The organism is Synechococcus sp. W65.1, assembly GCF_047461615.1.
GTDB lineage: Bacteria > Cyanobacteriota > Cyanobacteriia > Thermostichales > Thermostichaceae > Thermostichus.
The window spans coordinates 45,480-70,421 of sequence record NZ_JANSHI010000010.1 but is presented as its reverse complement, the minus strand read 5'-3'; the positions used below and the strand labels follow the sequence as shown (position 1 = coordinate 70,421).

The 24,942-nt window shown below is 58.9% G+C and carries 23 protein-coding genes, 1 tRNA gene and 1 other RNA gene; 10 read left to right on the top strand and 15 right to left on the bottom strand.

Annotated features, from left to right (window positions below; translation table 11 throughout):
* Positions 1–76 precede the first annotated feature (76 nt).
* Together NW806_RS07235 and NW806_RS07230 are read right to left on the bottom strand one after the other, a co-directional pair.
* Entirely contained in the window at positions 77–1,885 is a 1,809-nt protein-coding gene (locus NW806_RS07235; protein ID WP_414410570.1) for a hypothetical protein, read from the bottom strand.
* 131 nt (positions 1,886–2,016) lie between these two features.
* Positions 2,017–2,532 carry a Tic20 family protein gene (locus NW806_RS07230; RefSeq protein WP_414410569.1) on the bottom strand — a complete coding sequence of 172 codons (516 nt, stop codon included), beginning with the start codon at positions 2,530–2,532 and terminating at the stop codon, positions 2,017–2,019.
* Between the two features lie 289 nt (positions 2,533–2,821).
* Between NW806_RS07230 and NW806_RS07225 the strand changes: the two genes are divergently transcribed.
* The 3 genes from NW806_RS07225 (at position 2,822) to NW806_RS07215 (ending at position 5,932) form a co-directional block, all read left to right on the top strand.
* Positions 2,822–3,304 carry a hypothetical protein gene (locus NW806_RS07225; protein WP_414410568.1) on the top strand — a complete coding sequence of 161 codons (483 nt, stop codon included), beginning with the start codon at positions 2,822–2,824 and terminating at the stop codon, positions 3,302–3,304.
* Between the two features lie 124 nt (positions 3,305–3,428).
* Complete coding sequence (hemH, locus tag NW806_RS07220) at positions 3,429–4,454, top strand: ferrochelatase (RefSeq protein ID WP_414393084.1); 1,026 nt, start codon at positions 3,429–3,431, stop codon at positions 4,452–4,454.
* A gap of 140 nt (positions 4,455–4,594) precedes the next feature.
* On the top strand, positions 4,595–5,932 hold the full coding sequence (locus NW806_RS07215; protein ID WP_414410567.1) for a CCA tRNA nucleotidyltransferase: 1,338 nt from the start codon (positions 4,595–4,597) through the stop codon (positions 5,930–5,932).
* On the opposite strand, the gene NW806_RS07210 is transcribed toward NW806_RS07215, so the two are convergent.
* On the bottom strand, positions 5,929–6,654 hold the full coding sequence (locus NW806_RS07210) for a response regulator (RefSeq protein ID WP_414410566.1): 726 nt from the start codon (positions 6,652–6,654) through the stop codon (positions 5,929–5,931). The genes NW806_RS07215 and NW806_RS07210 overlap by 4 nt on opposite strands.
* A gap of 208 nt (positions 6,655–6,862) precedes the next feature.
* Here NW806_RS07210 and NW806_RS07205 point away from each other — a divergent pair, with 208 nt between their 5' ends.
* Positions 6,863–7,765, top strand: a complete 903-nt coding sequence (locus tag NW806_RS07205; protein WP_414410565.1) for a 4-hydroxybenzoate solanesyltransferase — start codon at positions 6,863–6,865, stop codon at positions 7,763–7,765.
* Here the strand turns inward: NW806_RS07205 and NW806_RS07200 are convergent.
* The 3 genes from NW806_RS07200 to ndhN form a co-directional block, all read right to left on the bottom strand.
* Positions 7,762–9,579 (bottom strand): R3H domain-containing nucleic acid-binding protein, encoded by a 1,818-nt coding sequence (locus NW806_RS07200; RefSeq protein ID WP_414410564.1) that lies wholly within the window; start codon positions 9,577–9,579, stop codon positions 7,762–7,764. The two genes, NW806_RS07205 and NW806_RS07200, sit on opposite strands and share 4 nt — an antisense overlap.
* A 15-nt stretch (positions 9,580–9,594) precedes the next feature.
* Positions 9,595–10,599: an LdpA C-terminal domain-containing domain gene (locus NW806_RS07195; RefSeq protein WP_414393076.1), complete on the bottom strand. Its 1,005-nt coding sequence runs from the start codon at positions 10,597–10,599 to the stop codon at positions 9,595–9,597.
* A 64-nt stretch (positions 10,600–10,663) separates the two neighbouring features.
* The gene (ndhN, locus tag NW806_RS07190; RefSeq protein ID WP_414393074.1) at positions 10,664–11,119 is read right to left on the bottom strand and encodes an NAD(P)H-quinone oxidoreductase subunit N; all 456 of its coding nucleotides are present in this window, start codon (positions 11,117–11,119) and stop codon (positions 10,664–10,666) included.
* A gap of 171 nt (positions 11,120–11,290) precedes the next feature.
* Between ndhN and msrB the strand changes: the two genes are divergently transcribed.
* A complete protein-coding gene (gene msrB / locus NW806_RS07185; protein WP_414410563.1) occupies positions 11,291–11,701 on the top strand; it encodes a peptide-methionine (R)-S-oxide reductase MsrB in 411 nt (136 codons plus the stop codon).
* A gap of 26 nt (positions 11,702–11,727) precedes the next feature.
* The gene (locus NW806_RS07180) at positions 11,728–12,531 is read left to right on the top strand and encodes an FTR1 family protein (protein WP_414410562.1); all 804 of its coding nucleotides are present in this window, start codon (positions 11,728–11,730) and stop codon (positions 12,529–12,531) included.
* A 58-nt stretch (positions 12,532–12,589) separates the two neighbouring features.
* Here NW806_RS07180 and NW806_RS07175 read toward each other — a convergent pair whose 3' ends face one another.
* From NW806_RS07175 to NW806_RS07140, 8 genes are all read right to left on the bottom strand, one after another.
* A complete protein-coding gene (locus tag NW806_RS07175; protein WP_414393069.1) occupies positions 12,590–12,802 on the bottom strand; it encodes a CP12 domain-containing protein in 213 nt (70 codons plus the stop codon).
* 177 nt (positions 12,803–12,979) lie between these two features.
* The gene (locus NW806_RS07170; protein WP_414410561.1) at positions 12,980–13,687 is read right to left on the bottom strand and encodes an energy-coupling factor ABC transporter ATP-binding protein; all 708 of its coding nucleotides are present in this window, start codon (positions 13,685–13,687) and stop codon (positions 12,980–12,982) included.
* A 20-nt stretch (positions 13,688–13,707) separates the two neighbouring features.
* Positions 13,708–13,974 carry a hypothetical protein gene (locus tag NW806_RS07165; protein ID WP_414410560.1) on the bottom strand — a complete coding sequence of 89 codons (267 nt, stop codon included), beginning with the start codon at positions 13,972–13,974 and terminating at the stop codon, positions 13,708–13,710.
* Between the two features lie 78 nt (positions 13,975–14,052).
* Positions 14,053–14,943 (bottom strand): hypothetical protein, encoded by an 891-nt coding sequence (locus tag NW806_RS07160; protein WP_414410559.1) that lies wholly within the window; start codon positions 14,941–14,943, stop codon positions 14,053–14,055.
* 201 nt (positions 14,944–15,144) lie between these two features.
* Positions 15,145–18,387, bottom strand: coding sequence for a helicase HerA domain-containing protein (locus tag NW806_RS07155; RefSeq protein ID WP_414410558.1), 3,243 nt, complete (start codon positions 18,385–18,387; stop codon positions 15,145–15,147).
* Between the two features lie 2 nt (positions 18,388–18,389).
* Positions 18,390–19,079, bottom strand: coding sequence for a hypothetical protein (locus tag NW806_RS07150; RefSeq protein WP_414410557.1), 690 nt, complete (start codon positions 19,077–19,079; stop codon positions 18,390–18,392).
* Positions 19,080–19,113: 34 nt separating this feature from the next.
* Complete coding sequence (locus tag NW806_RS07145; RefSeq protein WP_414410556.1) at positions 19,114–20,133, bottom strand: endonuclease domain-containing protein; 1,020 nt, start codon at positions 20,131–20,133, stop codon at positions 19,114–19,116.
* A gap of 68 nt (positions 20,134–20,201) precedes the next feature.
* A tRNA-Lys gene (locus tag NW806_RS07140) sits at positions 20,202–20,273 on the bottom strand.
* A gap of 100 nt (positions 20,274–20,373) precedes the next feature.
* On the opposite strand from NW806_RS07140, the gene ssrA reads away from it, so the two are divergent.
* From ssrA to NW806_RS07120, 4 genes are all read left to right on the top strand, one after another.
* Positions 20,374–20,769: a transfer-messenger RNA gene (gene ssrA, locus NW806_RS07135) on the top strand.
* Between the two features lie 126 nt (positions 20,770–20,895).
* Positions 20,896–21,414: a DUF4330 domain-containing protein gene (locus tag NW806_RS07130; protein ID WP_414410555.1), complete on the top strand. Its 519-nt coding sequence runs from the start codon at positions 20,896–20,898 to the stop codon at positions 21,412–21,414.
* A 15-nt stretch (positions 21,415–21,429) separates the two neighbouring features.
* Positions 21,430–22,461 carry a UDP-3-O-(3-hydroxymyristoyl)glucosamine N-acyltransferase gene (lpxD, locus tag NW806_RS07125; protein ID WP_414410554.1) on the top strand — a complete coding sequence of 344 codons (1,032 nt, stop codon included), beginning with the start codon at positions 21,430–21,432 and terminating at the stop codon, positions 22,459–22,461.
* 50 nt (positions 22,462–22,511) lie between these two features.
* On the top strand, positions 22,512–23,246 hold the full coding sequence (locus NW806_RS07120; RefSeq protein WP_414410553.1) for a Uma2 family endonuclease: 735 nt from the start codon (positions 22,512–22,514) through the stop codon (positions 23,244–23,246).
* 38 nt (positions 23,247–23,284) lie between these two features.
* On the opposite strand, the gene NW806_RS07115 is transcribed toward NW806_RS07120, so the two are convergent.
* Positions 23,285–24,942, bottom strand: a 1,658-nt coding sequence (locus NW806_RS07115; protein ID WP_414410552.1) for a class I SAM-dependent methyltransferase, incomplete at its 5' end; no start/stop codon positions are given.

The window sequence follows — 24,942 nt, the reverse complement described above, 5'->3', positions numbered from 1 at the left end:
CCTCTGGGGGGGTAGTAGCCGGTTGTGGAAGCAGGAAGAAAGAAAAGTCCGCTCCAGAAGAGTGGCACGGCAGGGCCTACGCCGCCTTGGTCAACCTCAACCAACGCACAAGCCGCCGCAGCTCTACTAGCAGCACACCAGCTACACCGGTCAGGATCCAGCCCAGCCACTCGGCTGCCGTGCCCAGGTAGCGCACTTCCACGCGATGCTCTCCCGGGGGAATCCGTACCTGCAACAGCCCCGACCCGTCGTGTTCGGCAGCCCTAAACTGTCCATCAATTTGAACTCGCCAAGCGGGATAGTAAAACGTGCGCAAGACTACGGGCTGCTCTTGAGTCGTGGGATTGATGGCGCGAAAGCGGCGATAGCCATAGCGCCACTCTTCCACCTGTAGCTGCGCGGCTGGATCCCCCAGCTCGCCTTGCCACTGGAGCAGCGGATCCACCTGCGGGGGCGGCATGGTCAGCGTGGCCTGGCGGGGCCGGTATTCCTGCGCATCCACCAGCGCCAGCCCATCGGGAAAGCGCCAGTGCAGGTGCAAGAAAGCAATGCCGGGCCTCTCTTGGGGCTCCTTGGGAAACTGCTTAGCTGTAGCCAGCTCTTGAAAAGTTTGAACAAGCTGTGGATCAAAGCTGGCCTTGGACAAGAGTTGAAAGCCCTGCCAAGTTTGCACCCCCATAGCTAGTCCGATCCCCACCAGCAAGAGAAGCCGCAGGCGCCTTTGCCCCCATCCCCAACCCGCTAGAGACCCCAAAAGCCAGGGCACGGTTACCGCCGTCACTGCCATCCAGCGCCAGGAAAACTGAATGCGCCGCAGGGGCAAAAACCACTCGTAGAGCCAAGCCAGCAGATCCGTCGTCATCAGCAGCGCCACTAGGCTAGCCCCAAAGCTGTAGAGCAAGGTAGCTCTGGCAAGGGATCCAGCCGCATCAAAACTCCTCCCCGGCCGGCGGACCAGCCATTCTAGAAAAACTAAGATCCCAACGCCCACCACAACCGCTGCCATCCAGACCCAGTACCCCACCAGGTTGCTCTCAAACCAGTGCTCTGTCCAGCGCGGCTGAAGCTGAGTTAGCCCGCTCAGCATTAAGCGATGCTGGGGCATGTATTCCTCGGCAAAGTTGACAAAATCCACCTGGACATGGCGCTGATCCCAGAAAGCCGGCAGCAAATAAAAAGCCGCCCACCCCAGTCCCAGACCAAATCCCAGGTAGCAGCGTCCCACTCTGGGCCAGAAGGGATCCCTTCCCCCCACCACCCACGGTAGGGGCAGCCAAACCAGAGTAAAAATCAGCAAAGTGGGCAAATGGGACAGGGCCAGTAGGCCATAGCTAACGGCCAACGCTCCAATTGGCCAAAGGGACTGAGGCCGGCAAATCACCTGTAGCGAGGCCCAGAAAACCCAGGGGGAGACGGCAATGGCCCACACTTCTCCAATTGCACCCCGTTGGTAGATATCTACCAACCAATAGGGGCCGGCCATGCTCAGCAGGGCCAAGACCAGCGCCAAAGCCCAAGGAAGCACCTGCCGCAGCAGAACGTATAGCCCCAGCCCAAAGACCGCCATCGCTAGACCCATGCTGGCCACCAAAGAGCCGGGCAGGTCCAGCCCCAGGGCGCGAAAGGGCAGGGTGGCTACCATACACAAAGGCGGGTAGAAGGCAAAGGTGGGATTGCCGTAGCCGAAGTTGGAGTACTCCAGCCAGCGGGGGTAAAACTGCCCGCCGAAAAACTGGCGCTGATACTGAAAGGCCCAACTGAGGTTGAAGTGGGTGGAGTGAGTCATGGGATAGCCTTGCTGCAGCATTGGCCAGAGCAGGGCCAACACTCCGGCCAGCAGCGCAAGCCCGACCAACAACCCCGGTTGGCGTAACGCTTTCACCATTTCCAAGAGCCCGCCTTTCGCGCACCGGGCGGATGTTTTCGATAGCTCCAGGCCGCAGGGCAGCTTCCGGCTTCTGTGGCAGGCGTTAGCCAAACAGACAGCCTTGGGCCCACTTCCCTCTTGGCCAGGAATTAATAGCGAATCCAAGCATAGGCAGCCTCAGAGAGCACCGGCACCTCGGCGTAGCGGCCACGCAGGTTCTGGGACCAAGCGTAGAGAGTAACAGCCATCACTCCCAGAAGGGCAGTGTTGGCCAAAATGCTGCCCACTGCCCCTAGCGCTAGGCTGCCAAGGAGCCTACCCAACACCTGCAGCAGCACTTGCACCAAGAACAGGGCAATGTTGAGCAGCAGCGCCTGCATGGTATTGAAGCGAACAAAGTGGGCGATGCGGCCGTTGCGGATGACGAAAAAGAGGAGGGCAAAGAACAGCCCCATCCCTAGCCAGCCCGTGACCAGAGGCAACAAATGCAGTAGCGGTAGAAAGATAGGGATCAGTCCTGGCAGGGATTGAAACAGCCCCGAGGGGACAAAGCCCAAGGGCAAAGCCGATACCAAAGGCAGAAGGTAAGGAAGGGATCCCCACAGCCGTTCGCGCCAGCGGGCCGGAGGCCTTTCGCTGGGAGTGATGTTGCTGCGCCAGGTCATGTCCTCGAGTCCCTCAGCTCACTGCAGTGGTCGCTAGAGTCTGCTTGTTTGGGCAATGCCGCTCCCTTGCCAGAGGAAAAGGGCAGACAAGCCTTGGGCCCATTGTAGTCGTTCGCGCAGCGGGACGGAGTCCTTTGGGTTTGGGGGGCTCCACGGGCTGGCTCGAAAGCCAGCTTCCCTTTTTTTGCGGCAAGACGTTCAGGGCGAGCATTCCAGCCGTTCGCGCAGCGGGACGGAGTCCTTTCTGGACTGGTATAATCGACGCCAACTCTCGGCTGTGCAGAGATCTATGAAAATCTCATCCTCTCCCCCTACTCGCCTCGTCGCCGCCTTGCTCTGGAAGTCCTGGTCTGGGCTCATCGGCTTTCTCAACGACCGTCTGTTGCCGGAGCGCTTCCACGTTCGGCCTGAGGCTTTGCCGGAGTGGCTGGCACAACTCTGGGGTCGCTACCTGCGCTATCGACAAGCCTCTCGTCCAGGGAAGATTCAGTTTCGCGGCCTGACGGTGGATCCCAGCCAAGGGGAATCCTCAGCTTCCCTGGTCGGGTCTAGCTTGCTCCGCTACCGTGGCTGCCCTCTGGAGAGGGTTGCCCACTCCCTCCCCCATCAACCCTTTCCCGTTCGCGTCAGCGGGACGGAGTCCTTAACCCCTTTTGTGCCCCCCTACTGGAGGCTGCTCAATACGCTGCGCTTGAAGTTGAGCCTGGCCGATGTCGATAGCTATTCGGTCACGCCGGCCCTACAACGGGTTTACCGCGGCCAAGAGTTCTAACGCCAGCCCAAGAGCAGCGGAGTAGAGGGCGGGGATACGCTTCGACCCACGGAAAGCTGAGAATTCCTTTCTCGCTAGGGGCTAAGACCTTCTACAGTGGATAAGGAAGGTCATTGAGCTTGTTATGTCCAAATGCGGCGTGCTCCTGCTGAACTTGGGGGGGCCAGAAACGCAGGCTGATGTGCAGCCCTTTCTCTACAACCTCTTTGCCGATCCGGAGCTCATCCGGCTGCCCTTTCCCTTTTTGCAGGGGGCATTTGCCTGGGCCATCTCCATCCTGCGAGCGCCCAAATCCCGGCGCAACTACGCTGCCATCGGGGGGGGATCTCCTTTGCGGCGCATCACCGCTGAACAGGCCCGAAAGCTGCAGGCCCAACTGGTGGCGGCGGGCTACGACGTGCCAGTGTATGTCGCCATGCGCTACTGGCACCCGCTCATTGAGTCTGTGGTGCAGCAGATCAAGTCGGACGGGATCACCCGCCTGGTGGTGCTGCCGCTGTACCCGCAGTACTCCATCAGCACAACTGGCTCCAGCTTCAAGCTCCTGGATCGCCTCTGGGCCGAAGACCCAGAGCTGGCCCGCATCGAGCGCCGCCAGATCTGTTCCTGGTACGATCAGCCCCAGTATGTCCAGGCCATGGCTAGGGCCATCCGGGAGCAGTTGGACGCCTTCGAGGATCCCCTAGAAGTGCATGTGCTCTTTAGCGCTCACGGCATTCCCGAAAGCTACGTCACCCAGGCCGGGGATCCCTACCAGCAAGAGATGGAGGCCTGCGTCGAGCTCATCTGGCGCCAGGTGGGACGCCCAAATGGCTACACGCTCTCCTACCAGAGCCGGGTGGGCTCGCTGCGCTGGCTGCAGCCCTACACCGAGAGAGTAATCCCAGAGCTAGGCGCGCGGGGAGTAAAGCAACTGCTGGTGGTGCCGATTAGCTTTGTCTCAGAGCACATCGAGACCCTGCAAGAGATCGACATCGAGTATCGAGAGCTGGCCCACCGGGCTGGGATCCGCGATTTTCGCCGTGTGCCCGCCTTGAACGCCGACCCGCTATTTATTGCTGGCCTGGCAGCTCTGGTGCAGCCCCATCTGGTTCCTTCAGCACCTGCTTTTGTGCCGGCTGCGGTGGGCAGCTCGCTGCTGGAGCGTTAGGCAAAAGGACTCTAGGCGGGGGGCAGGCCACAGTTAGCACCTGTTTTTGCCCAGCGGTTAGGTGCAGGCACGGCCTGGCCAAGTACTTGTGCTCTGGGGATCCTAGCCTTTAAATCAAAGTTTCCCCCTGTGCAAAATCGATGAGCGAAGCCCTGCTGACCGAGTGGCTGCTGGCCTATTTCCACCAACGGCTGCCCTTTCCCAAAGAGTGGCTGCCCCAGGGGAGCTACTGGGTGGGGGGATCCCTGCGGGATGCCTACCTGGCTTGGCTGCGAGGCCAGTCTGGAGACTCCAAGGGGCCAGTGGATTTGGATTTAATGTGTCCGGCGGATCCGGTGGGGTGGGCAGCAGGGGTGGCGCGGCGGCTGAAAGCCGGCTTTGTGGTGCTAGATGCGGAGCGACAGATTGCCCGTATCGTGCTGGGCCAAGGAGGGGCTTCCCCTCCCACAGCGGCGACGGTGGACGTAGCCCTGCAGGCGGGCCCCACCCCGGCGGCGGATCTGTGGCAACGGGACTTCACCTGCAATGCCCTGGCCCTGGAGCTGCGGGAGGGGCAACTGTTGGATCCCACAGGGGGGCGGGCGGACATTCAGCAGGGGTGTCTGCGCATGGTTCACCCCGACAACCTCAGCGCCGATCCGGTGCGGCTGTTGCGGGCCTATCGCCAAGCAGCCCAACTGGGGTTTGCGCTGGATCCGGCCACGGCAGAGGCGATTCGCCAGCGGGCTCCCCTCTTGGCCAATGTGGCAGCAGAACGGGTGCGGGCCGAGGTGGTGACCCTGTTGGAGACGGGGATCCCGGGCCTGGCCCACCTGCAGGCAGCCGTGGCGGCAGGTCTGCTGGCGGCTTGGCTGCCCCGCCTAGCCCCCCAGAGCCCTGGCTTTGCCCAGGCCCAAGCCGTCTGGCAATGGGCCGAGATCTGGCAACCCCAGTACCCCCGCACTCTGGCGGAGCTGGCTCAGCCTTTGGCGGATCGGCGCAGCAGCCTGTTGGCGACGGTGTTGGCAGCCCTGCTCTGGGATCCGGCAGGCACCCCTGCCGAGACGGTGGAAATCGAACTGGAACGGCTGCGCTTTAGCCGGGCCGAGATGCGGGCCGTCCAAAGGCTGCACCAGCTTCTGCCCCACTTCCAGAGGCTTTTGGCCAGCTCTCCCACCCCTCCCCAGCAGTGGCGGCTCTACCAGCAGGCGGGATCCCTCTTTGGCGGCCTAGCCCTGCTGGCTGCAGCCACCGGCAGCTCGGCAGAAACGATCCAGCTTTGGCTTAGCCGCTACGAAGATCCCCAGGATCCCCTGGCCCATCTGGTGCCCCTGCTGGATGGCCGCGACCTACTGCACACCTTAGGTGGCCAACCTGGCCCCTGGGTAGGCCGGCTGTTGCAAGAGCTCCAGGAGGCCCAAGCTTGGGGCCAGATCCAAACCCGCGCCGAGGCCCTTTCCTTTGCCCGCCGCTGGCGCGAGAGAAGCTCCCAAACCTAGCCAAAGCGATAGCCAAAGCCGCGCACCGTTACCAAATACTCGGGGTTACTGGGATCCACCTCCAACTTTTCTCGCAGCCAGCGGATGTGGACATCCACGGTTTTGCTGTCGCCCATGTAGTCGGATCCCCAGACCCGCTCCAGAAGCTGTTCCCGCGTCCAGACGCGGCGGGGATGGGACATGAACAGCTCCAACAGGCGGAACTCTTTAGGCGAGAAACTGACCTCCACCCCCCGCACCAACACGCGGCACTCCTGGGTAAACAGGCAAATATCCCCGTAGCGGAGCACTGTGGCCTCGCTGGTGTAAGCCTGCTGCCGACGGCGCAACACAGAGCGACAGCGGGCAATCAGCTCCCGCATGCCAAAAGGCTTAGTTAGGTAATCGTCGGCCCCCAGCTCCAGGCCCACCACCCGGTCAGTCTCGCTGCTTTTGGCCGTCAGCATCAAAATAGGAAGGGTGTTACCCTCCCTACGCAACAGCCGGCACAGATCCAAGCCATTCAAACTGGGCAGCATCAGATCGAGGATCATCAAGTCCAGCCGCTCGGCTGTATGCACCAGCTCTAGTGCCTCCCGGCCGTCGGCAGCTTGCAAAACTCGGTACCCCTGTTCTTCCAGAGCAAGGGCAACGGTTTCCCGGATCGCATCCTCATCCTCCACCACCAGCAGAGTCTCCTGAAGGGGGGAAGCTTCCTTAGCTTGGGGAAGTTGACTGGTCATGGAAAGCAAACTCCGCCTTGCGCTCCCAGGGAAAAAGCAGCCGCCCGCTAGGATATCAAACTTCAGGGTTGGCCAACAGAGGGGAGAAAGGTCCCAAACCGCGATTCAAGGCTCTAAGACGGCCGGTGGAACCTCAAAAGTTCCAACATCGGTTGGTTCAGGATGATTTAAGATTGGGGCGGAGCCGAAGCCACTGGTGCGGCCGGGCATGCTTGCTTCTCTTCCTGCACTCTGGACTACTGGCGGAGCAATTTTACGGTTGCTGCGCTGGCACAAGCCGGCAGGACGCTTGATTTTGATGATCCCTGCTCTGTGGGGAGCTTTCCTAGCCGGACGCGGAGCGCCGCCTTGGCCATTGGTCGGGATTCTCGTTCTAGGCAGTTTGGCCGCTAGCGGGGCAGGCTGTGTAATCAACGACCTCTGGGATCGGGACTTGGATCCGTTGGTGGAGCGCACCCGCACCCGCCCCCTAGCCAGCCGCGAATTGAGTGTTGGCGTCGGCATCGCAATGGCGTTGCTCTGCTTGGCCTGTGCGGGAGGGCTGGCGCTGTTGCTCAACCCCGTTAGCTTTGCCCTCTGTGTGGCAGCGGTGCCGGTGATTTTGCTCTACCCAGGGGCCAAGCGGGTTTTTCCAGTGCCCCAACTGATCCTGGCGTTGGCCTGGGGATTTGCCGTGCTCATCAGTTGGACAGCGGTGAGAGGTCAGGATCCCCAACTACCCCTGTGGGAGGAGGGGCTGGGCTGGCTGTGGCTGGCCACGGTACTCTGGACTCTAGGGTTTGATACGGTTTATGCTCTCTCGGATCGCGAAGACGACGAGCGAGCTGGGATCCACTCCAGCGCCCGTTTCTTTGGCCGGCAAACCCCAAGGGCGGTGGGGCTCTTTTTCCTAGGCACCACCATTGCCCTCTTGGGGGTGGGGCTTAGCCTGCAGTTGCACGCGATCTATTTCCTCAGCCTGGCAGTTGCCGCCGGCCTCTGGGCTCGGCAAACCTGGCAGCTTCACCGGGTCCATTCCTCCCCCGGCCTCTACCCAGCTATCTTTGGCGAGAACGTGGTGCAAGGCTTTATCCTGCTGGCGGGGATGATTGCCGGCTGCCGGCTAGCCTAGTTGGGATAGATGCGCAAGCGGCGGTTGGGCTCTTCGCCAAAGCTCTGAGCGCGCAAGTGATAGGACTCAACCAGCTGATGCTGCAGCTTGCGGATGTGGGCAGAGCGGGGTAGGAGCTCCACCGGCTGCGACTTGGGGATGACGATTTGCTCCACCGCCAGGCGAGCTTCTTCCAGAGCTTCTGCTTCTTCTGCTGTGCTAGCCTGAATAAACAGCTCCAGGTCTGACTGGGCCCCCTCCTCACTTTCAATGTTGAGGATGCGGCGCAGGGCGCCGGCCAGAGCAATCAGGGTATTGGCCTTGACGGTATGAATGGGGATCTGGCGGGAGTGGGCCAGTTGCTGAATCTTGGAGCGGCTGCGCACCTGGGATCGCAAAGCCAAGACAATATCGGCCTCATCCAGGTCTTTGGTAACCTGCGCCGGCAGCTGCAGGGTCCGGATGACCTGCTCTAGGTGGAAACGGCTAACCCCATAGGGGTAGATCCTCAGGAGCCCCTCTGGGTCTTGCGGGAGCTCCGCTTCCTTTTCCTCCTCGGCTTTGGACTCTGACCGGGGGCTGGCTAGCGACCCCGCGGAGGAGGTAGGTTCTTCCTCCCTCGCTAAGGACAATCCAGGTTGCTGCAGACGGGCCGCAACCGGTTCCAAAGGTAAAGGCTCCAGGCGGCCGGAGGATCCCCAAGTGCCCCCCCCAGCAAACAGGGCAGTGTCGGCAGGAGGGGGCCACTGGGGTCGCAAGAGGCTTGAGCGTCCGTTCATGCCAGTGGTACTGCGCACAATCACCACTTGGCCGCGTTCGTCCAGGCTGCGTATTTGGATTGACGCCTCGCGGTTACGTAGGAGGCAATCCACTGTGGCTGCCACATCTTCGTGGATGACCCAGCGATGCCGCTCTAGCATCTCCACCGCAATCTCAAAAGTCGGGGGAGCCTTGCGCTCCAGGACACTCTTCTGACAGCCCCGCCGCCGTGCCTCCTCGTCCCCCAGCGTGACGGATTGGATCCCGCCTATTAGATCCGAGAGGGTGGGGTTTTTAATCAGGTTTTCGATGCGGTTGCCATGGGCAGTGGCCACCAGTTGCACCCCTCGCTCGGCAATGGTGCGGGAGGCTAAAGCTTCCAACTCTGTGCCAATCTCGTCGATGATCACCACTTCCGGCATGTGGTTTTCCACCGCCTCGATCATCACCTTGTGCTGCAACTCTGGGCTGGCCACCTGCATGCGTCTAGCCCGACCAATCCCTGGGTGGGGCACGTCGCCATCCCCGGCAATCTCGTTAGAGGTGTCGATGATGATGACCCGCTTGTGCAGCTCGTCTGCCAAAACGCGGGCAATTTCCCGCAGGGCAGTGGTTTTGCCTACTCCTGGCCGGCCCAGCAACAGCATTGAGCGGCCCTGCTCCACTAGATCCCGGATCATGTTGATGACACCGACCACGCAACGGCCCACCCGACAGGTAAGGCCAATGATCGTGCCCTGGCGGTTGCGGATGGCGCTAATCCGGTGCAGTGTTGAGGCAATGCCAGCCCGGTTGTCGCTGCTAAACTCCCCCACTTGGCTGATGACCAAATCCAGGTCGGCGCGGCTAACTACTTCCTCGGAGAGGTACTCCGCAAAGCCGGGGAAACGGGCTTCCGGGCGGCGGCCCAGATCCAGCACCACCTCCACCAGCAGATTTAAGTGAGGATGCTGCTGCAGCCGCTCCCGGATGGCTGCGGGCAGAACGTCCAGGAGCTTGTTTAAGTCGTCGTTGTAGAGGACTTGTCCGGGAAAGGAGGTGGGTTCCCTGTTCAAGGGCTGGGCTGGGAAACTCATGGTCAAGCGACGCTGTCAAGCACTGGAAAAACAGCTCGGTCGGAGGGCAACTGGCCGCTGCTTTACCTGCTGCACCAACTGCTTGGCTAACAGGATCGCTGTGGTCAGGCCAGATCCTTCCTCTAGATGGGCAGCCACCAACTGGCGGGCATAACTGCCAAAGGCGATCCCCGCCACTGGCCAGCAGGGATCCAACAGCGACACTGTTTGCGCATTGGTTCCACCTGCCAATTGCACATAGCCAGGTAGGCCCATGTCCAGCACCTTGCGGGCCAGCTTTAGGGTGGCCTTGCTGGTGCCAGCGCCAATATCTCCGCTCATGGGCCGGCCGTCCACCTGCCAGATCAACACCTCCGGCACGGGATCCATCAGGGTCAACAGATCCCGCAAATAGGCCTCAAGGCCCGGACCATCGTTAAAGCTAATCGAGACGGCCTGCAGCCGTCCCAGCCATGGCTTCAGGGCTCTCCACACTTGCTCAAACTGCTTCTGCCGGCCGATACAGGTGTGAATTTCTACTGCCTGAACGCCCAGCTCCACTAGAGACGGCAAGACCTCCGCTACTGCCACCTGATAGCCAGAGGTAACAATGCGCCGGTAGGGACAGACGGGCTCGCAGCGGCCACAGCCGTAGCACAGCTCCGCCTGGATGTAAACCCGGGCAGAGGGGCCTAGAGGCACCAAGGCATGGGGCGGACAGACCGCCACACAAGGCTGTGGACACTCGGCAGGGCAGGTGGGCTCTGTCAGGGCTGCCTTGCGGAAATGGACATCCTCGCCGTCGTTAAGGCTAACCATCAGCCAAGGGGATCCCGCTTGCGGGTCTTCTGCTTGGGCTCGCTGGATCCCTTGTTGGGCAGCTCGGACAATAGCCGGCTCAGCGGCAACGTCGATGCAATCGGCCCCAGCTAGGGTGTAGAGAAAGGCTAACTCCCGAATTGAGGGCAAGTGGTGGAAACTTGCGCCACAGATGAGCTTGAACCAAGTGCCCTGGTGCAGCGAGGCTTTCGGCAAGGTCACAGGTACAACTAGCCACCAGCAAGGCCGCCTACTTGAGATGGTAGCAAAGAATCTAAGCCAATCCTCAGGCGCTCTGCAGGGCGCTCTCTAAAGGTTGCCAGCGAATTGACCGCTCTCGAGCCAGCTCCACCACAAATTTCACGCCCTTGTCTTCTTGGCTTAGCTTCACCAAGTAGGAGAGTTCTTGCCGGCTGAGGACATGCCCTTCGTAAAACCAAAAGACCAATCCCTTGGCCTTGGGGGGCAAAGTGGCCCGGTACTGCTCAATTAGCGAAGGGTAGAAGTAGGTGCGCCGCTGCGACTTGCCTAGGGTGGCAGGCCGCACCCCATGGCTGCGCGTCAGATAGCTGGCCAGATCCCCAATTCCCTTGCTAGAGAGGGTAACCACCTCATAGCCGGCCCCGCGCAGCCGCCGCAGGTAGTGTCCTTCGGATCCCCCTTCCGGCGTGACAAACATGGCCAAAGCCCCAGCCTGCTCGAGCTGTTGCACAAACTTGGCACCTGAGCCGACTAGCAACATAAGAAGCTCCGTCTTTGCCTGCGCCCATTGTAGCGGGAGTATGCCCCTAGCCGAGGATAGAAGTTTCCGATAGAACTCCTAGAAACTCCCCGGTTCCCCCCGACGTGCCGAAGAGCGGAGGCAGAGCAGGAAGAAGCGTTAGAATTGAGGACGACAGGAGAGCAACCACCAATGGCTCAACCAAGCTACCCCGTAACCAAAAGCGACGCCGAGTGGCGGCAGCTGCTTACTGAAGAACAGTACTACGTGCTGCGTCAAGAAGGGACTGAACCCCCCTTCCGCAATGCCTACTACAACAACAAGGCCCCAGGGATCTATGTCTGCGCGGGCTGTGGGCAGGCGCTGTTCTCTTCAGAAGCCAAATACGACAGCGGCACCGGCTGGCCCAGCTTTTGGCAGCCAATTGCTCCAGGGGTGATTGGCACCAAGACCGACTGGAAGCTGCTTGTGCCCCGCACCGAGGTGCACTGCTCCAACTGTGGCGGTCACCTGGGGCATGTGTTTCCGGATGGCCCCCCGCCAACAGGCTTGCGCTACTGCATCAACTCGGCAGCTTTGAAGTTTATTCCAGCCAACGCCTAGGCCTTTAAGCCGCCTGCCGGCTGAGCATGTCGGACTACACTTTCCTGGATGCTACCTCGATCCTGCTGCGGGAGGGTCTGGAAGCCCTTCTGGTGCTGTTAGCTCTGGTGGCGCTTCTTGGGAAGAGCGGGCAGTCGGCCCAGCAGCGCTGGGTGTGGCTAGGAGGAGCGGCGGGTCTATTGGCAGCGGTGCTGCTTGGTCTCTTGGTCAAGCTGTTTTTCCAGCAGCTACTTACCCATACCCGCCAGGAGGTGCTGGAGGGGATCACGGGGCTGGTGGCAGCAGCTCTCCTGTTTTCGATCAGCCTCTGGCTGCACCGGCGGTCGGCCACCGCTGCCTGGCAAACTTTCGTCCACGAACAAGCTCAAGTAGCCCTTGCCAGCGGTCAGGTTTTTTCCCTAGCTTTCCTGGCCTTTACAGCCGTGTTTCGCGAAGGGGCGGAAACGGTGGTGTTCTATGTGGGATTGGCGCCTTCCCTGCCGGCTCGGGATCTCTGGCTCGGAATTGGCTTGGGAGCTCTTCTGCTTGCAGGAGTGGCAGTTTTGCTTTTGCCCTTGGGTCTAAAACTGCCCTTGGGGGCTTTTTTCCGGGGTTTAAGCCTGCTGATCTTTTACTTGGGCTTTAAGTTCCTGGGCAGCAGCCTCCACGCTTTGCAAGTTGCAGGCTGGCTTCCGACGACCCCCTTATCCGGGATCCCGAAGCTGCGCTGGTTGGGGATCTATCCCACTTGGCAGACGCTGATCCCGCAAACGGTGCTGCTGGGAATAGCCTTTGTCTTGTGGATGAGGCAATGGCTGCGGGCTGATTCTGCTCAAAAGCTCTCTCCGTGAGAGAAAAACAGAGCCCGCCCCTAGGGAGCTGGCAGGCTGCTGCGTTTTAACCCAGACATCAGGTGTCGTAAACGCGGCACTCGACAGCGTCGGGGTTTTCAGCACAGTGCTGCTCGAGGCTGGTGGGGGCCTTTGGCTGGTGGCTGCGGGCTGCCAGCACCTCCTCTACCGCATCCCAGGCTGCACGGCAGTGGGGATCCCCTTCGCCGTACTCAGAGCAGACTTTGCGCGCGTTCTCCAGCTCTTTGGCAATGACTTCAGACAGTCCCATATTCTCAAGCTCCTTTCGACCGGCAGGGCTCTTCACCCCTGGGTTGGTTGACGCAGATTGTCCACGGATAGGTTGAAGATGATACCGTTGGCCAACCAATCGCAGTGAATCTACTACCTACTATTCTATGTAGCCCCCGCCGGAGGGTGTTGCCATCCTTTTGCAATCTCTTTGGGATCACCTCAAGCCGCCAAACAGTTGGCTAATCTGCTGCCGCACCTGTTCCGGGGATCCCTGTTGGCGTACCTGCCCTTGCGCCAGAAAGATCGCCCCGTCTGCCCATTCCAGCTCTGCCAGCCGATGGGTGACCCAAAGAGCGGTGATCCCCTCTTGATCCACCAGTTGGCGGACGCAGCGCAGCAGATCCCTCTGGCTATCGGGATCCAAGAGGGCCGTCGGCTCGTCCAACAGCAGCACTTCACAGCGCTGGGCCAACGCCCCGGCAACTGCTACCCGTTGCTTCTGCCCACCGCTGAGGCCGTGGATGGGCCGGCGGATCAAGTGGCGCAAGCCCACCTGCTCCAGGGCCCTCTCCACCCGCTCCTGGATTTCTTCCAAGGTGAGGGGCTCTGCCCCCAAACCAAAAGCTACATCGGCCCCTACCGTTGGCATAAACAGTTGCTGATCCGGGTTCTGAAACACGTAGCCTAGCCGCCCCCGCACCTCCCAGAACCCCGCCAGGGGCTGGGGATGGGTGAGCACTCCCGAAAGGAGCTGCAGCAAGGTCGATTTGCCGCTGCCATTGGGCCCCAGCAGCATCCAGAGCTGGCCCTTGGGAACAGCAAAGCTGCACTCCTGCAGAACCGGCGGACTTGCTGGCCAGGCAAAGGTCAAGCCCTCTACCCGGATAGCCAACGGGGGTTCTCTCCCAGTGAGGGAACTCATAGACCCCTAAGAAGCTGGCCTTAGCCCTGCAACTGGGCCAAGAAGCCAGGGCGGACTCCCATGGGCGCGTTGCCGGACTTGGAGGTCATTTGCACGCCACACAGCTCGCCAGTTAGCAAGAACACCTTCTTGCCCGTGCGGTCGCAGGTCAGCTCTAGGCTCTGAGGGGATCCGTTGCGAAGAGCCTCAACCACACTTTGATAGGCGCGGTTGGCCGCTTCCTCCTCTTTTTGGTGGATGACGATCGGGGTAGGATTCCCTTTCAGGAGCAGTTCCAGAGTGTACATGGCTGACCGTTCCCGTAGTGGGCTGTGGACACCTGATCCCAGTATCGCAGGTTAGGGCGAGAGCTGGAGATCCCTGCCCTAGGGACAGGGGAAGGTGGGAGCGGGATCCCCTTCATTGAGGCCGGCAAACCAACTAGAAAGGACAGCTGGCAGGCACAGGCCGGGGTTGCCCCCAATGTGGAGCCGTTCTAGCCGCGGCAGTTCTGCCAAGAAGCTGGGCAGCTTGCCTGTGAGCTGGTTACGGGCCAGGCGTAGATCCCGCAATTGCTTAAGCTGGGCTAGCTCGGGGGGTATGGGTCCGCTGAGGCGATTGTCCGACAGGTACAGATTTTCCAGGTTGCGCAGTTGCCCCAGTTGGGGCGGAATGGACCCAGAAAGCTGGTTGCGATCCAAAAACAGCCCCTTAAGAGAGCTGAGCTGGCCGAGTTGGCTAGGAATGCTGCCACTGAGCTGGTTATCTTGCAAGCAGAGGTTTTCTAGGCGGCTGAGCCGACCTAGCTCTGGAGGAATGGATCCAGAGAGCTGGTTGTGATCCAAAAACAGTCCCCGCAGCTTGCCCAGTTGTCCTAGCTCCGGTGGAATGGGGCCAGAGAACTGGTTGTAGTCGAGAAAAAGCTGTTCCAACTCCCTCAACTGCCCCAGCTCGGCGGGGATAGGGCCGGAAAGTTGGTTGTAGCTTAGGGACAGAGCCCGCAGCCGGCGAAACTGGCCGATCTCCGGTGGCAGGGATCCCCTTAGCCCGCGGCGATCCAACACCAACTGGACAAGGCACTGATCTCTATCAAACAGAGCTACTTCCTCCACCACCACCTCAGGCCGGCCCATTGCGGCCAAGATTTGCCGGAGGAAGAGAGGATCCTGGCAGGAGGCAGCAGGCCAGGCCATCCTCCCCCAGCTCAGCCAAGCCCAAATCACCACTAGACCCAACACCCACCACCGCTGCTGAGCTTTTCCTAGCCCCTGCCCCATTGCCCTGCTCCCGAGGATCCCTGTTCCCCAAAGTGGCCGTGCAAGCCTCGAGCTTGCCCGACGTTGCCTTAAGGGAGCATAGCTCCAGAGGCCTCCCAACTGCCAGGCAGCCTCAGGAATTGGCAGCAGCAAGTGAGAATAGACGAGCAATGGGAAGATTGCCGCGACAGCCAACAGCGGCAGAACTGCTGAGATAAGGGCCTAGAGCTTGACCGCCTGGGAGCGCTGGATCACCTCAGCTTCGTTTAGAGGGGTGGGGGCGTGAAAAGACAGGCACCAGGGAGTTTGGATTTTGCAGGGCGGGTGAAGCTGCTGCGAGGAGAGATAAAACTGTCCCACCTTTAAGACAGCCACATCTTCTCCGCTTCCTCCCCGCTGGGCAATTTGCTCGCGCACTACCTCAATGGCTGCCGGAGACGTGACTCGGCCAAAAAACTGGGTGGAGCAGTTGGCGATGACGTTGTGGTCGATGCTCTTGGGTGCTTGGGTAGCAAAAATGAGACCCAAGCCGTATTTGCGCGCTTGGGCGGCCAGGCGCAGGAGGCTCTGCTTGCAGGGGGTAGTCCCCTGGGAGGGCACAAAGTCTTTGGCCTCGTCGATGACCAGCAGCCCGCGCACTGGCGCTTCCGGCGGGGCGGGGTTTTTCTTGATCCAGGTAAACAGCGCCATGGCCAGTTGATTGAGAAATTGCTGCTGTTCCCCCAGGGTGGGAAGGCCCACCAAGTTGACAACCGACACCCGGGTTTTGCCGTAGTCTGAGCCCAGCCCCAACAAGATGGCCGGATCCAACGCCATCCCCTGTTGATGGAGCAACTTGTTGTTAACCATGGCAGCCTTGAGGAGATTAGCCATCTGCAGCGCCAGTTGCGGCGCCTTGCTGATACCGGCTCCTGCTTCCGGAGGCAGGTCCGCAAGGAACTCGGCAAAGTCAGCTAGAGATCCCGGCTGGTGGGTGGCAAAGTATTTCAAAGCTGCCTTAAGAACCCCCCGCTTCAGCTCGTCGCCGACGGTCTTGCCGGGGGCCACGATCTCCTGGAGGGCGCCCCAGGCCATGTCGACGGCCTGATCCAGCTCTTCGGGATCACCGGCCAGCGCAGCAAAGTCCGGCAGGGGGGCAAGGGTGAGGGGGTTGCCCGCCGCCAGCCCAGGGGTCCAAACCACCACCTCGGTTTGGGCAAAGTAGCGCTCTGCCTTGGCTTGATCCTCCTCTGTCCAGCCTTCGGGAGCGGCAGACCAGGGATCCCCCAGCCGGGCCAAGTCGTTGGCTGCATCGATGACGATGGAAGGGATCCCCTGCAAGGCTGCCTCTTCCACCATTCGCCTCAAGAGCACCGTTTTCCCCGAGCCGCTGCCAGCCAAAATCACAGTGTGCCGCACCAGCTCCTCGATGGGCAGAAAAACTGGCTCACCCTCCCGGTTGGCTATCCAGCGTCGTCCGACAAACAAACCTGGCGAAGGTCTCGGCGGCTGCAAGTCTTGCTTGGCTTCAGGAGCTTTGCCGTTGCCTGCCCTAGGAGGGGAGGAAACTCCCTTTTCCTCAGGCTCAGCTCTCGTAGCCCAGTCAGCCGGGATCCCTTCCCTCAGCCAGGCAAGGATTTTGGCCAGCCCCGAATCCAACTCAGCATTTGCCAGGTGGGTAAGAGGTCGCCGTTCCGCCAGCCAATCTCTAAAACCGGGTCTGGATTGGAGCTGCTCCAGGGCCCGCAGAACCCTGATTTCCCTTTCACTGGGCCGCCAGTGGATCCCACCCTCCTCAAGGAACTTTTGCCACAGTTTCTGAGTACGTTCGCCTCCTGGTAGGGAGGTAGTGCGCACCACTACCAACTTGCGAAATCGCAGGGCCGCGTCGATCCCGGCTGCCGTTCTAGCAGCTACTAAGCGAGTTTGGAAAGATCTAGGATTAGTTGATTGAATAGCTGTAAAACAAAGGTGCCTTTCCCGCTCGTTTGCCTCGTAGAAGATTAGCCGCAAGCGAGAATGCAGAGGCGAGAAACCTCTGGATCCAGGGAAGTCAGTTTCCACTTGGCTGCCAATACTAGCCGGCAACTTTTCCTGCCAGACGAGAAAGTTGCACAGAGAAGCTAGGGGCTCTTTCCATATCTCGCTCTCGTTTTCCTGTAAATACGGGGAAATATCAACCTTTTGCTTGGCCTCCTCAAAGATTCGATCTAGTTCCTTCAGTGGAGGGGGACTTGGAGTGATAGGAGCAGAACTTGGGACACCTAACTCGGTAACTCTCCCTTCCCGTAGGCATTGCTCCCTGTGCTCATGACATTTCTGGAGGAGCTGCCGAGGATTGATAGTCGGCTGGAAGAACTCCGGCTTAAACGGGTAGGAAGGATAGGGAGGGATAAAGCCCACCTTGTGGTAGGCAGCCTGCAGGCGAGGAACAACAACTGCCTCAGCGACACTGGCCGAAAGAAGAGCCGTCAAAGTTAAAGGCTGCTCAAAGCGTCCTGTAAAGGTTTTAACAGCTGTTTTCGTTAGAATTTCCCAAGACTGGTTTAGGCACGAGATGATGACAAGGGATCGGGAGAGGCAGTCCCGTAGCCCAATGAGGCCACCTGCGATGTTATGAATGATGTTTTGGGAAGCTTCTCTTTCTGTCTCTGGCGAGAGCTCCTGCAAGGATGACGAAGGACTAGGACTTGTATGAGATTGCACAACAATGGGATCCAACTGATCCAAAGCAACTACAGTGGGTCCCCTTAGGCTCATCAGCCAAGAAAGCCCTGCAACAACTTGACTAGGATTTAAGCTGGCGTTGGTAAAACCGAATTGTCGGGCAACCTCTGATTCCACACCTAGGCCCTGTATCCAGCTAGTACCTATTGACGCCAGTGAAAAATCATTCGAATTAGCTAGAATGGCAGCTCGTACACAATCTTGGTACTTGATGGTGTGCTTGCGATCTTGAGTGAATAGCCATTGCAGAGTTTGTCTAATGACGTCGAGCAAAGATTCGTGGGAAAAACTGGCGATCTCCTTCGCCTGCTTGGGAGTAGAGAGAGCTCTCAGAAAGACCAGATCGAGAATTTTTTGGAGCTGGCTAGTGCCATCAGGCTCTTCCTGAAGCAGAGAGGTGAGGTAGCCCTGGATTACGGTTTCCCAAAAGTCTTTCACATCGGTCATGTCCACTAGGACAAATCCCACCCCTTTTTCAAAGCAGTGCTGTCTTAAGACCCTGAGAAGGTGGGTTTTGCCAGAGCCACCATTGCCAAGCACAGGGATTCCAAAGGGTGTCTCCATCTGGGGAGATTGGATTAACTTCTCCAGCCGGCTGAATAGCTTCTCCCTGACATCCCGGTTAAGCTCAGGAACGTCAAAATCCGGAGGTTGCCAGATTTTTCTAAGATGAACTGTCCAATCAAAATCAACCTCCTTGAGGGCTTCTAGAGCTTTTTGTTGGTTGATTGAGAAAGAGGTACTTTCCTTGGAAGTCATGGCTAGTTCCTAACACGAAGAACGTGCTTTTTGTAGCCGTACAGGTCAATAGCGGCGGCTTCGATTTCAGGAGTAATGGACAGAGGATCGTCCAGGTTCATCAGCACTATCTTGGCTTGGCGGTTCAAAGTCAGGAGCGCCTGATCCAATAGCCAGGAGGGAACATCGGGAAATCTTTTACGCAAGTCGGATAAGTAGACTAGGTAGTAGCGCCCTCCCATCTCCTCGCAGGTGCGAAAGACCTTCTCGAGGAAGTTAGGATCAACCTCCCCTTCGCTAACTTCCCAGGGCTGCGTTTCTGCTCCACCGAGAGAGGGTCTGTTTGCGCTCCGCGCCGCTATCGCGAACGCGCCACTCGGTCGTAGGCCTAGAATCCGCGCCAAGGGAACGTTCTCCCGCTGTGCGTAATCCACTAGGGTTGCCAACGCCTTTTGCAAAACAACTGCTGCCTCTGGCGACTTGGAGCGGGCGATGGCCGTTGGAGGTGTGGTAGAAGCCCAGTCCCAGGCCTTGTCAGTCAGCACAAGCCGGGTTATCCTCCTTCCCTTTTCGACTACAGTCTTGCATTCAATGAGGCCCTTTTCCTCCAACAGCTTGAGCTCTTTGGCCCTATGCTTTGGCTTCACTTGCGACTTGGTCGGTTCTTCCCCTGTTAGCAGGAGCTTCCAGAGCAAGATTTCGCTTTTGGGCAACAAATCGCTCATTTCCCCAACCTCCAGCCCTGCCTCAAAGCCGGCTCTGTTGCAATTGAACCACCTTGCGGATCATCTCCACCGCCCGCTCGCAGTCGGACATCACCAGCTCATTGGGAATCCGCAACACCAAGTAGCCGGAGATGAGCAACTCGTAGTCCCGCAGGCGATCCTGGTAGTAGTGGTTTGGCTCGCGGTGCTCTGGCCCATCCACTTCCACCACCACCTTACCCTCCCGCCAAAGCAGATCCGCTCGGAAAGCGCGTCCGTTAACACTCTGTACAGTTTGGTTGAATTCCAGCAAATTCTTTAACTGCGCATCTGCTGCCACCCGGTCGGCCAGCTTTCTCTCGGCGGGACTGAAGGGGTGAGGGGATCCCTTGTAACCCACCACCACCTGCACCGAGCTGTCGAACTCCTTTAGCCTCTCAGGAAGCGGCAGTCGAATGGCACCGTAGCTCACGGAGGCCAATTCGGGGTGATCAGTCAAAGCGCTCGGCACCACCAGCACCAGCCGTGCCTGACTGTGGTCAGCCAACCAGATAGCTGCCTTGGCCAAGCCGAGTAAGTAGCTGGGCGCCGGCTCCGTCTCATTGGTTGCCAAAGCCAAGGTCAGCTCGCGAGGGGCAATGGCCTTGGCCAGTTGCTGCACCTGGATCGCCCGCTGGATCCCTGGCAGCAGAGGCAGGCGTTGCTGTTGGCACAGGTGCATGGCCGCCTTGAGCCAGGCGTTGGCAATGGCGGGATCCTGTTTTGCTGGTAGCTCTTGGGCGCGGAGACGATTGTGAGCTTGAACCTCTGCCGTTGTGCCCGGCTCAAACTTTTCCCCATACCAATAAGGCCAGAGGGATAGAGCTACCCTCGCCAGCACCTGCAGACACTCATCGAGGATGGCATCCTGGGCAGGAATTCGGTGCCAAAGCTTGGAGACAAAGACCGTCTCTCGAGTTTCAGCCTCCTCCGCCAGGCTCGCTAGCGCCTCCTCCACGCACGGCGCCAGCAACAGCTTGACCTCCCCCTCTTTGCCTAGGTCTTGCCACGAAAGAACGGCCACCCCGCCTCTCCCACCTGCCTCCTGGAATCCTAGCCTAGGCCAGGCCGGGGGGAGAGGGTATCGCAAGCTGGGTCGGCAGGGATTCGAACCCTGGGCCAATCGGTTAAAAGCCGAGTGCTCTACCGCTGAGCTACCGACCCGAGTTTACACTTTCGTTATGATAGCAGGACTTTTGTCACATTCGCAAAGACTCTAGCCGGATCCCCGAGAGTTTTGCTAGTCTAGGTGTAAGCTAACCCCGGGGCTGTAACGGTTTCGACGGGGTGGCGAACAAGGGTTCATGATGCAGGTCGGGCTTGAGCTTATCCCGTTACCACTAGGCTCAACAAAGTAGGTGCGAACAACGTCGTGCCTTTTGCTCGTAAAGCAGCTGCTCTGGCTGCCTAAGGCTCAGTAAGAGAAGTCTGAGCTCGAGGATCCTCCCACGACCCCGTTAAGTGGGCGGGTCACAACCCCAACGGGTGCAGCTCTCTTCTCCGGCTCCGTCGAGGGAGAGCCTAAGCTTAGGCGGAGATCTCCCATCGCCGGGATCTAAACGGCGATCCCCGCCTTGAGGGTCAGAGAGGCTAAGCCTGTGAAGGAGTGAGCCCCCAGTACCCATCTCGGACACGGGTTCGACTCCCGTCAGCTCCACTTCTATGCCAGTTGGCTGCCACTGGTTACCTAGCGGTGAGCGCGCGGGTGGCTGCACTTGGCCGACGACTGTGTTTCCTAGTAGTAGGGCACCCTACAATAAAGCAGGGTGTCGGAAAAGAGGTGGCGATGCGGCTCGTCGATGAACGGGGGCGTCTGCTGGGGAAGGTCAGCCTTCTGGATCTGGGGGCGCTGGCCATTGTAGTAGCGGCGATTGTGGCTGTCCTGTTTTTCCCCGGGCGGCAGGTGGGCAGCGTCGTCCAGGTGGGGGGTGGCCCCACGCTGCCCGTGGAAGTGGATATGATTGTGCGGGGAGTCAGCAGCCGATCCCTGGAACCTTTTCAAGCAGGTCAGAAGGCTGACTTGATTATCCGCAACCAACCCTACGGCCAGGTGGAGGTGGTGCGGGTGGAAAACGTCAGCCGCACTGTGCCGGTGGTTTTTCCCGATGGACGGGTTGAGAACTTGCCTGACCCAGAGCCCTACCGCTTTGATCTGGTGTTTACTTTACGGGGACGGGGCCAGCGGACAGAAAATGGCATTGTCCTAGGCAACAACCGCGTCAAAGTCGGCCTTCCCCTGGAGCTCGAGACCTTTAGCTACAACTTGCGTGGAACCGTGATGGATGTGCGGCTGCTGCAATCGTAGAGGATCTCAAGCCCAATGCAGCTACAGGAGATCGCCCAAAAATTGGGATGCCCCTACGAGGGAGATCCCACCCTAGAAATTCACGGCGTGGCTAGTCTAGCAGAGGCGCGCCCAGGAGAGCTGAGTTTTCTCAGTGAAGCCCGCTACCTACCCTTGCTGGAGCAGACCCAAGCCAGCGCCGTCATTGTGGAGGAATCGCTGGTTCTGCCCCGCCCCATTGCTTGCCTGCGAGGGAAGGATCCCCGTCTGCTCTTTGCCCAGGCCATCGAGCTGTTTTACCAGCCCTATCGCTTGCCTGTTGGGATCCATCCCACCGCTGTGATTGATCCCAGCGTTGAGTTGGGAGAAGGTGTGGCCATTGGGCCGCATGTAGTGGTGATGGAAGGGGTGAAAATTGGCGACTACACCCAAATCCACCCCAACGTAACCATCTACCCCCACGTGCGGATTGGATCCCGCTGTCAGCTTTTCGCCAACTGCGTTATTCACGAGCGCACGGAGATTGGGGATGATTGCCTAATCCACAGCGGTGCCGTCATCGGCGACGACGGCTTTGGCCACATTCCTCTTCCCGACGGCTCCTGGCGGCGCATGCTGCAGGCAGGCCGGGTGGTGCTGGAAGACGGCGTAGAGGTGGGCAGCAACACCACTATCGACCGGGCCGCTGTTGGCGAGACCCGCATTGGCCGGGGCACCAAGATTGACAACCTAGTGCAGATTGGCCACGGCGTGAAGACGGGATCCCACTGCTTGATCGTGGCTCAGGTGGGCATTGCCGGCAGCACCCAGTTGGGCCACCGCGTCATCTTGGCTGGGCAATGCGGCCTGGCCGGGCACCTGCACATTGGCGATGGCGTGCGCGTGGCTGCCCAGACAGGAGTAACCAGCGACGTCCCCGCTGGTCAAACCGTGGCCGGCTACCCCCATCAGCCTATTGCCGAATGGCGCAAGAGCATGGCCGTTCATCGGCATTTGCCCGAGCTGCAGCGCGCCCTGCGCAAGCTAGAAGCCCGCGTGGCTAAGCTGGAGCAGAGCAGTGGGACATAGATGGGGATCCCTGCCGATGGCTAATTCACTTGCTTGCCCCCAACGCAAAGATGCTAGCCCAAGAGAAACTGCAGGAAATCACTCCCCTCACCCGCGAGCAACTGGCAGAGCTCATGCCTTCGGCCCAGGGGCTGCTCAGCGATGAGCCCGAAATGGAACACTCTCTCCACGCCTTGCAGCTTCTAATTCTGGTGAGCTGCCTCACCCGCATCTGGCAGGATCGCAACGACTACTTCCTGTCTTGGAACCTTACCGTTTACTACAGCCGCGACCAACTCAAAACCAAAGACTTCCACGGCCCAGATCTGTTTTTGGTCAAAGGGGTAGAAAACCGCCCCCGCCCTTCTTGGGTGGTGTGGGAAGAAGGGGGGAAATATCCAGACTTGATTGTTGAGCTGCTCTCCGAGTCCACAGCCAAAGTGGATCGAGAGGAGAAGCGGGAGCCGTACCAGAGGATTTTCAGAACTCCAGAGTACTTCTATTTTTCTCCTGAGACCCTGGAGTTCATGGGTTTGCGGCTAAGGGGGGAGAAATACGAGGAGATTCCGCTCACAAAGGAGGGGTGGCGGTGGAGCGGGGTGCTGGGATTGTACCTGGGGATTCACAACCAGCAGCTTCGGTACTTCTTCCCCAATGGTGAGCTGGTGCCTACTCCTGAGGAAGCAGAGAAAATCGAACGCCAACGGGCTGAGCAAGAGCGGCAGCGGGCTAAACAAGAACAGCAGAGAGCAGAGCACCTGGCCCAGAAGTTGCGGGAGCTAGGGGTGAATCCAGACGTCCTGTAGGCAACCAACCAAGTAACTCAAGACAACAAGGTGGATCCCTAAGAGGCCAATACCAACACGGGCAGCTCTTGGATGGCAGGACGTAAACCCTTAGGAAAGCGCTCGCGCTTCAGAGGATAGCGATAGTTGAGTTGGGGAATCAGCCTCTCCCATTGATAGGGGTTCAAGCCAGCTACCACTGAACAGAACGGCTCTCTACTGAGTTCTAACCCCTCTTCCATGAGCCTGAGAGCTATGTTGCCTGCAGCTATCTCCAGAGTTTGATTGGCCAGTTGCGGATCCGGATCCCCTAGGAAGATCAGAGCATAGTCTTCTGGCTGAGGACTGCGCAGAATTGGCTCCAGCAAGCCCTCCAGTTCTTGGATAAGCTGCTCTGTCTCCATTTCCCAGTAGGGGAAAAGGCCCACGTTGATCTTGCTCAGGCGGATCCCTTGTGGTTTGGAGGTTTCTGTTAGGCTATCTCTCATCACTACCAGGTTTTCTGAAGGACTCAGCCAAACCCCTGAGTAATCGACGCTATGCAACCTGAAAAAGGCTCCGATTTCCTGCTCGAAGTCATGAACAGCTTTCCGACATCCCTGCCAGTGTCCGTAATCATCGATTTGGATGAATCCTTGAGAATGAACCTGATCATAGAAATGATGAAAAATATCCATCGTCGACTGATACCAGTCTGCATCCGCATGCAGCAAGGCAATCTCGCCCACCTGCTCTCGATAAACAGGCAAGGTGTCGGCAAACAGCCCCGGCACAGGAACAATTAGATCCCAGACCCCTAGTTCCCTGGCAATCACCTCTAAGTTCTCCGAAATGGGTGCCGCTAAAGCACCGGATCCAAAACCCGTATCGTTGGCAGCAACTCCTCGATAATCTCGATCCACCTCTGTTGGATCAGGCATACCTGAGAAGGTATCGAAAGCATATAGCTTGCGAGGTCGACGGCTGTAGTTCTTAATCACCCAGGCCAGCAAAGCTGAGCTTCCACCCCTGCAAACACCACATTCTACAAAGTTCCCAGGAATGTCTTCTTCACAAACCTGCTTAGCCAGTGAATAAAGGCTCCAAAGACGCTCAAAGCCCAGCAAGGTAAAAAATTTAACTTTCTCTAGCACCCTAGACAACTCAAGGTTACAGACCGGATAGTCCTTGAGGTGCTCTGGCAATGTCCAATTCACAGCAGGGTCTGGAATATGCTCAACGGGCTTGACATTGCCTCGCCAGGCCACTCCCATAATTTGCATGGTCTGGTAAATCATCGTGTTCCAGCCCCTGTCTCTCAAGTAATTCAAACCTTCAGCCACATCCGGCGAGGCTAGATTATGAAACAGAATCAAGGCATCCTCAGCAGCATAGCGCTCTGCCACTTGAGCATCCTGCAAGGGGGCTGGTGAGGTGTGGTCTCCATCGATAAAAATCAGAGACCAGCGGCGATTCTCTGTCTTGGCGATCTCCTCTACCTTTGCTGGGCTATAGCCAGGGTAGAGATTGACGTTGGAGCGAACTCCAGCTGAGCGGAGAGACTGATCAACGCTTGCGTAGACTTGAGGATCAGCCAGAGCAGGATCCACCACATCAAGGGTAACTCCTCCTGCTGCCAAGTGAGCAGTTGACCAACCTAACCAACACCCAATCTCCAAAGCGTTTTTTCCTTGTAGCTTAAGGGCAGTGTTATAAAGAATGTGGGCTTCATCTCGAC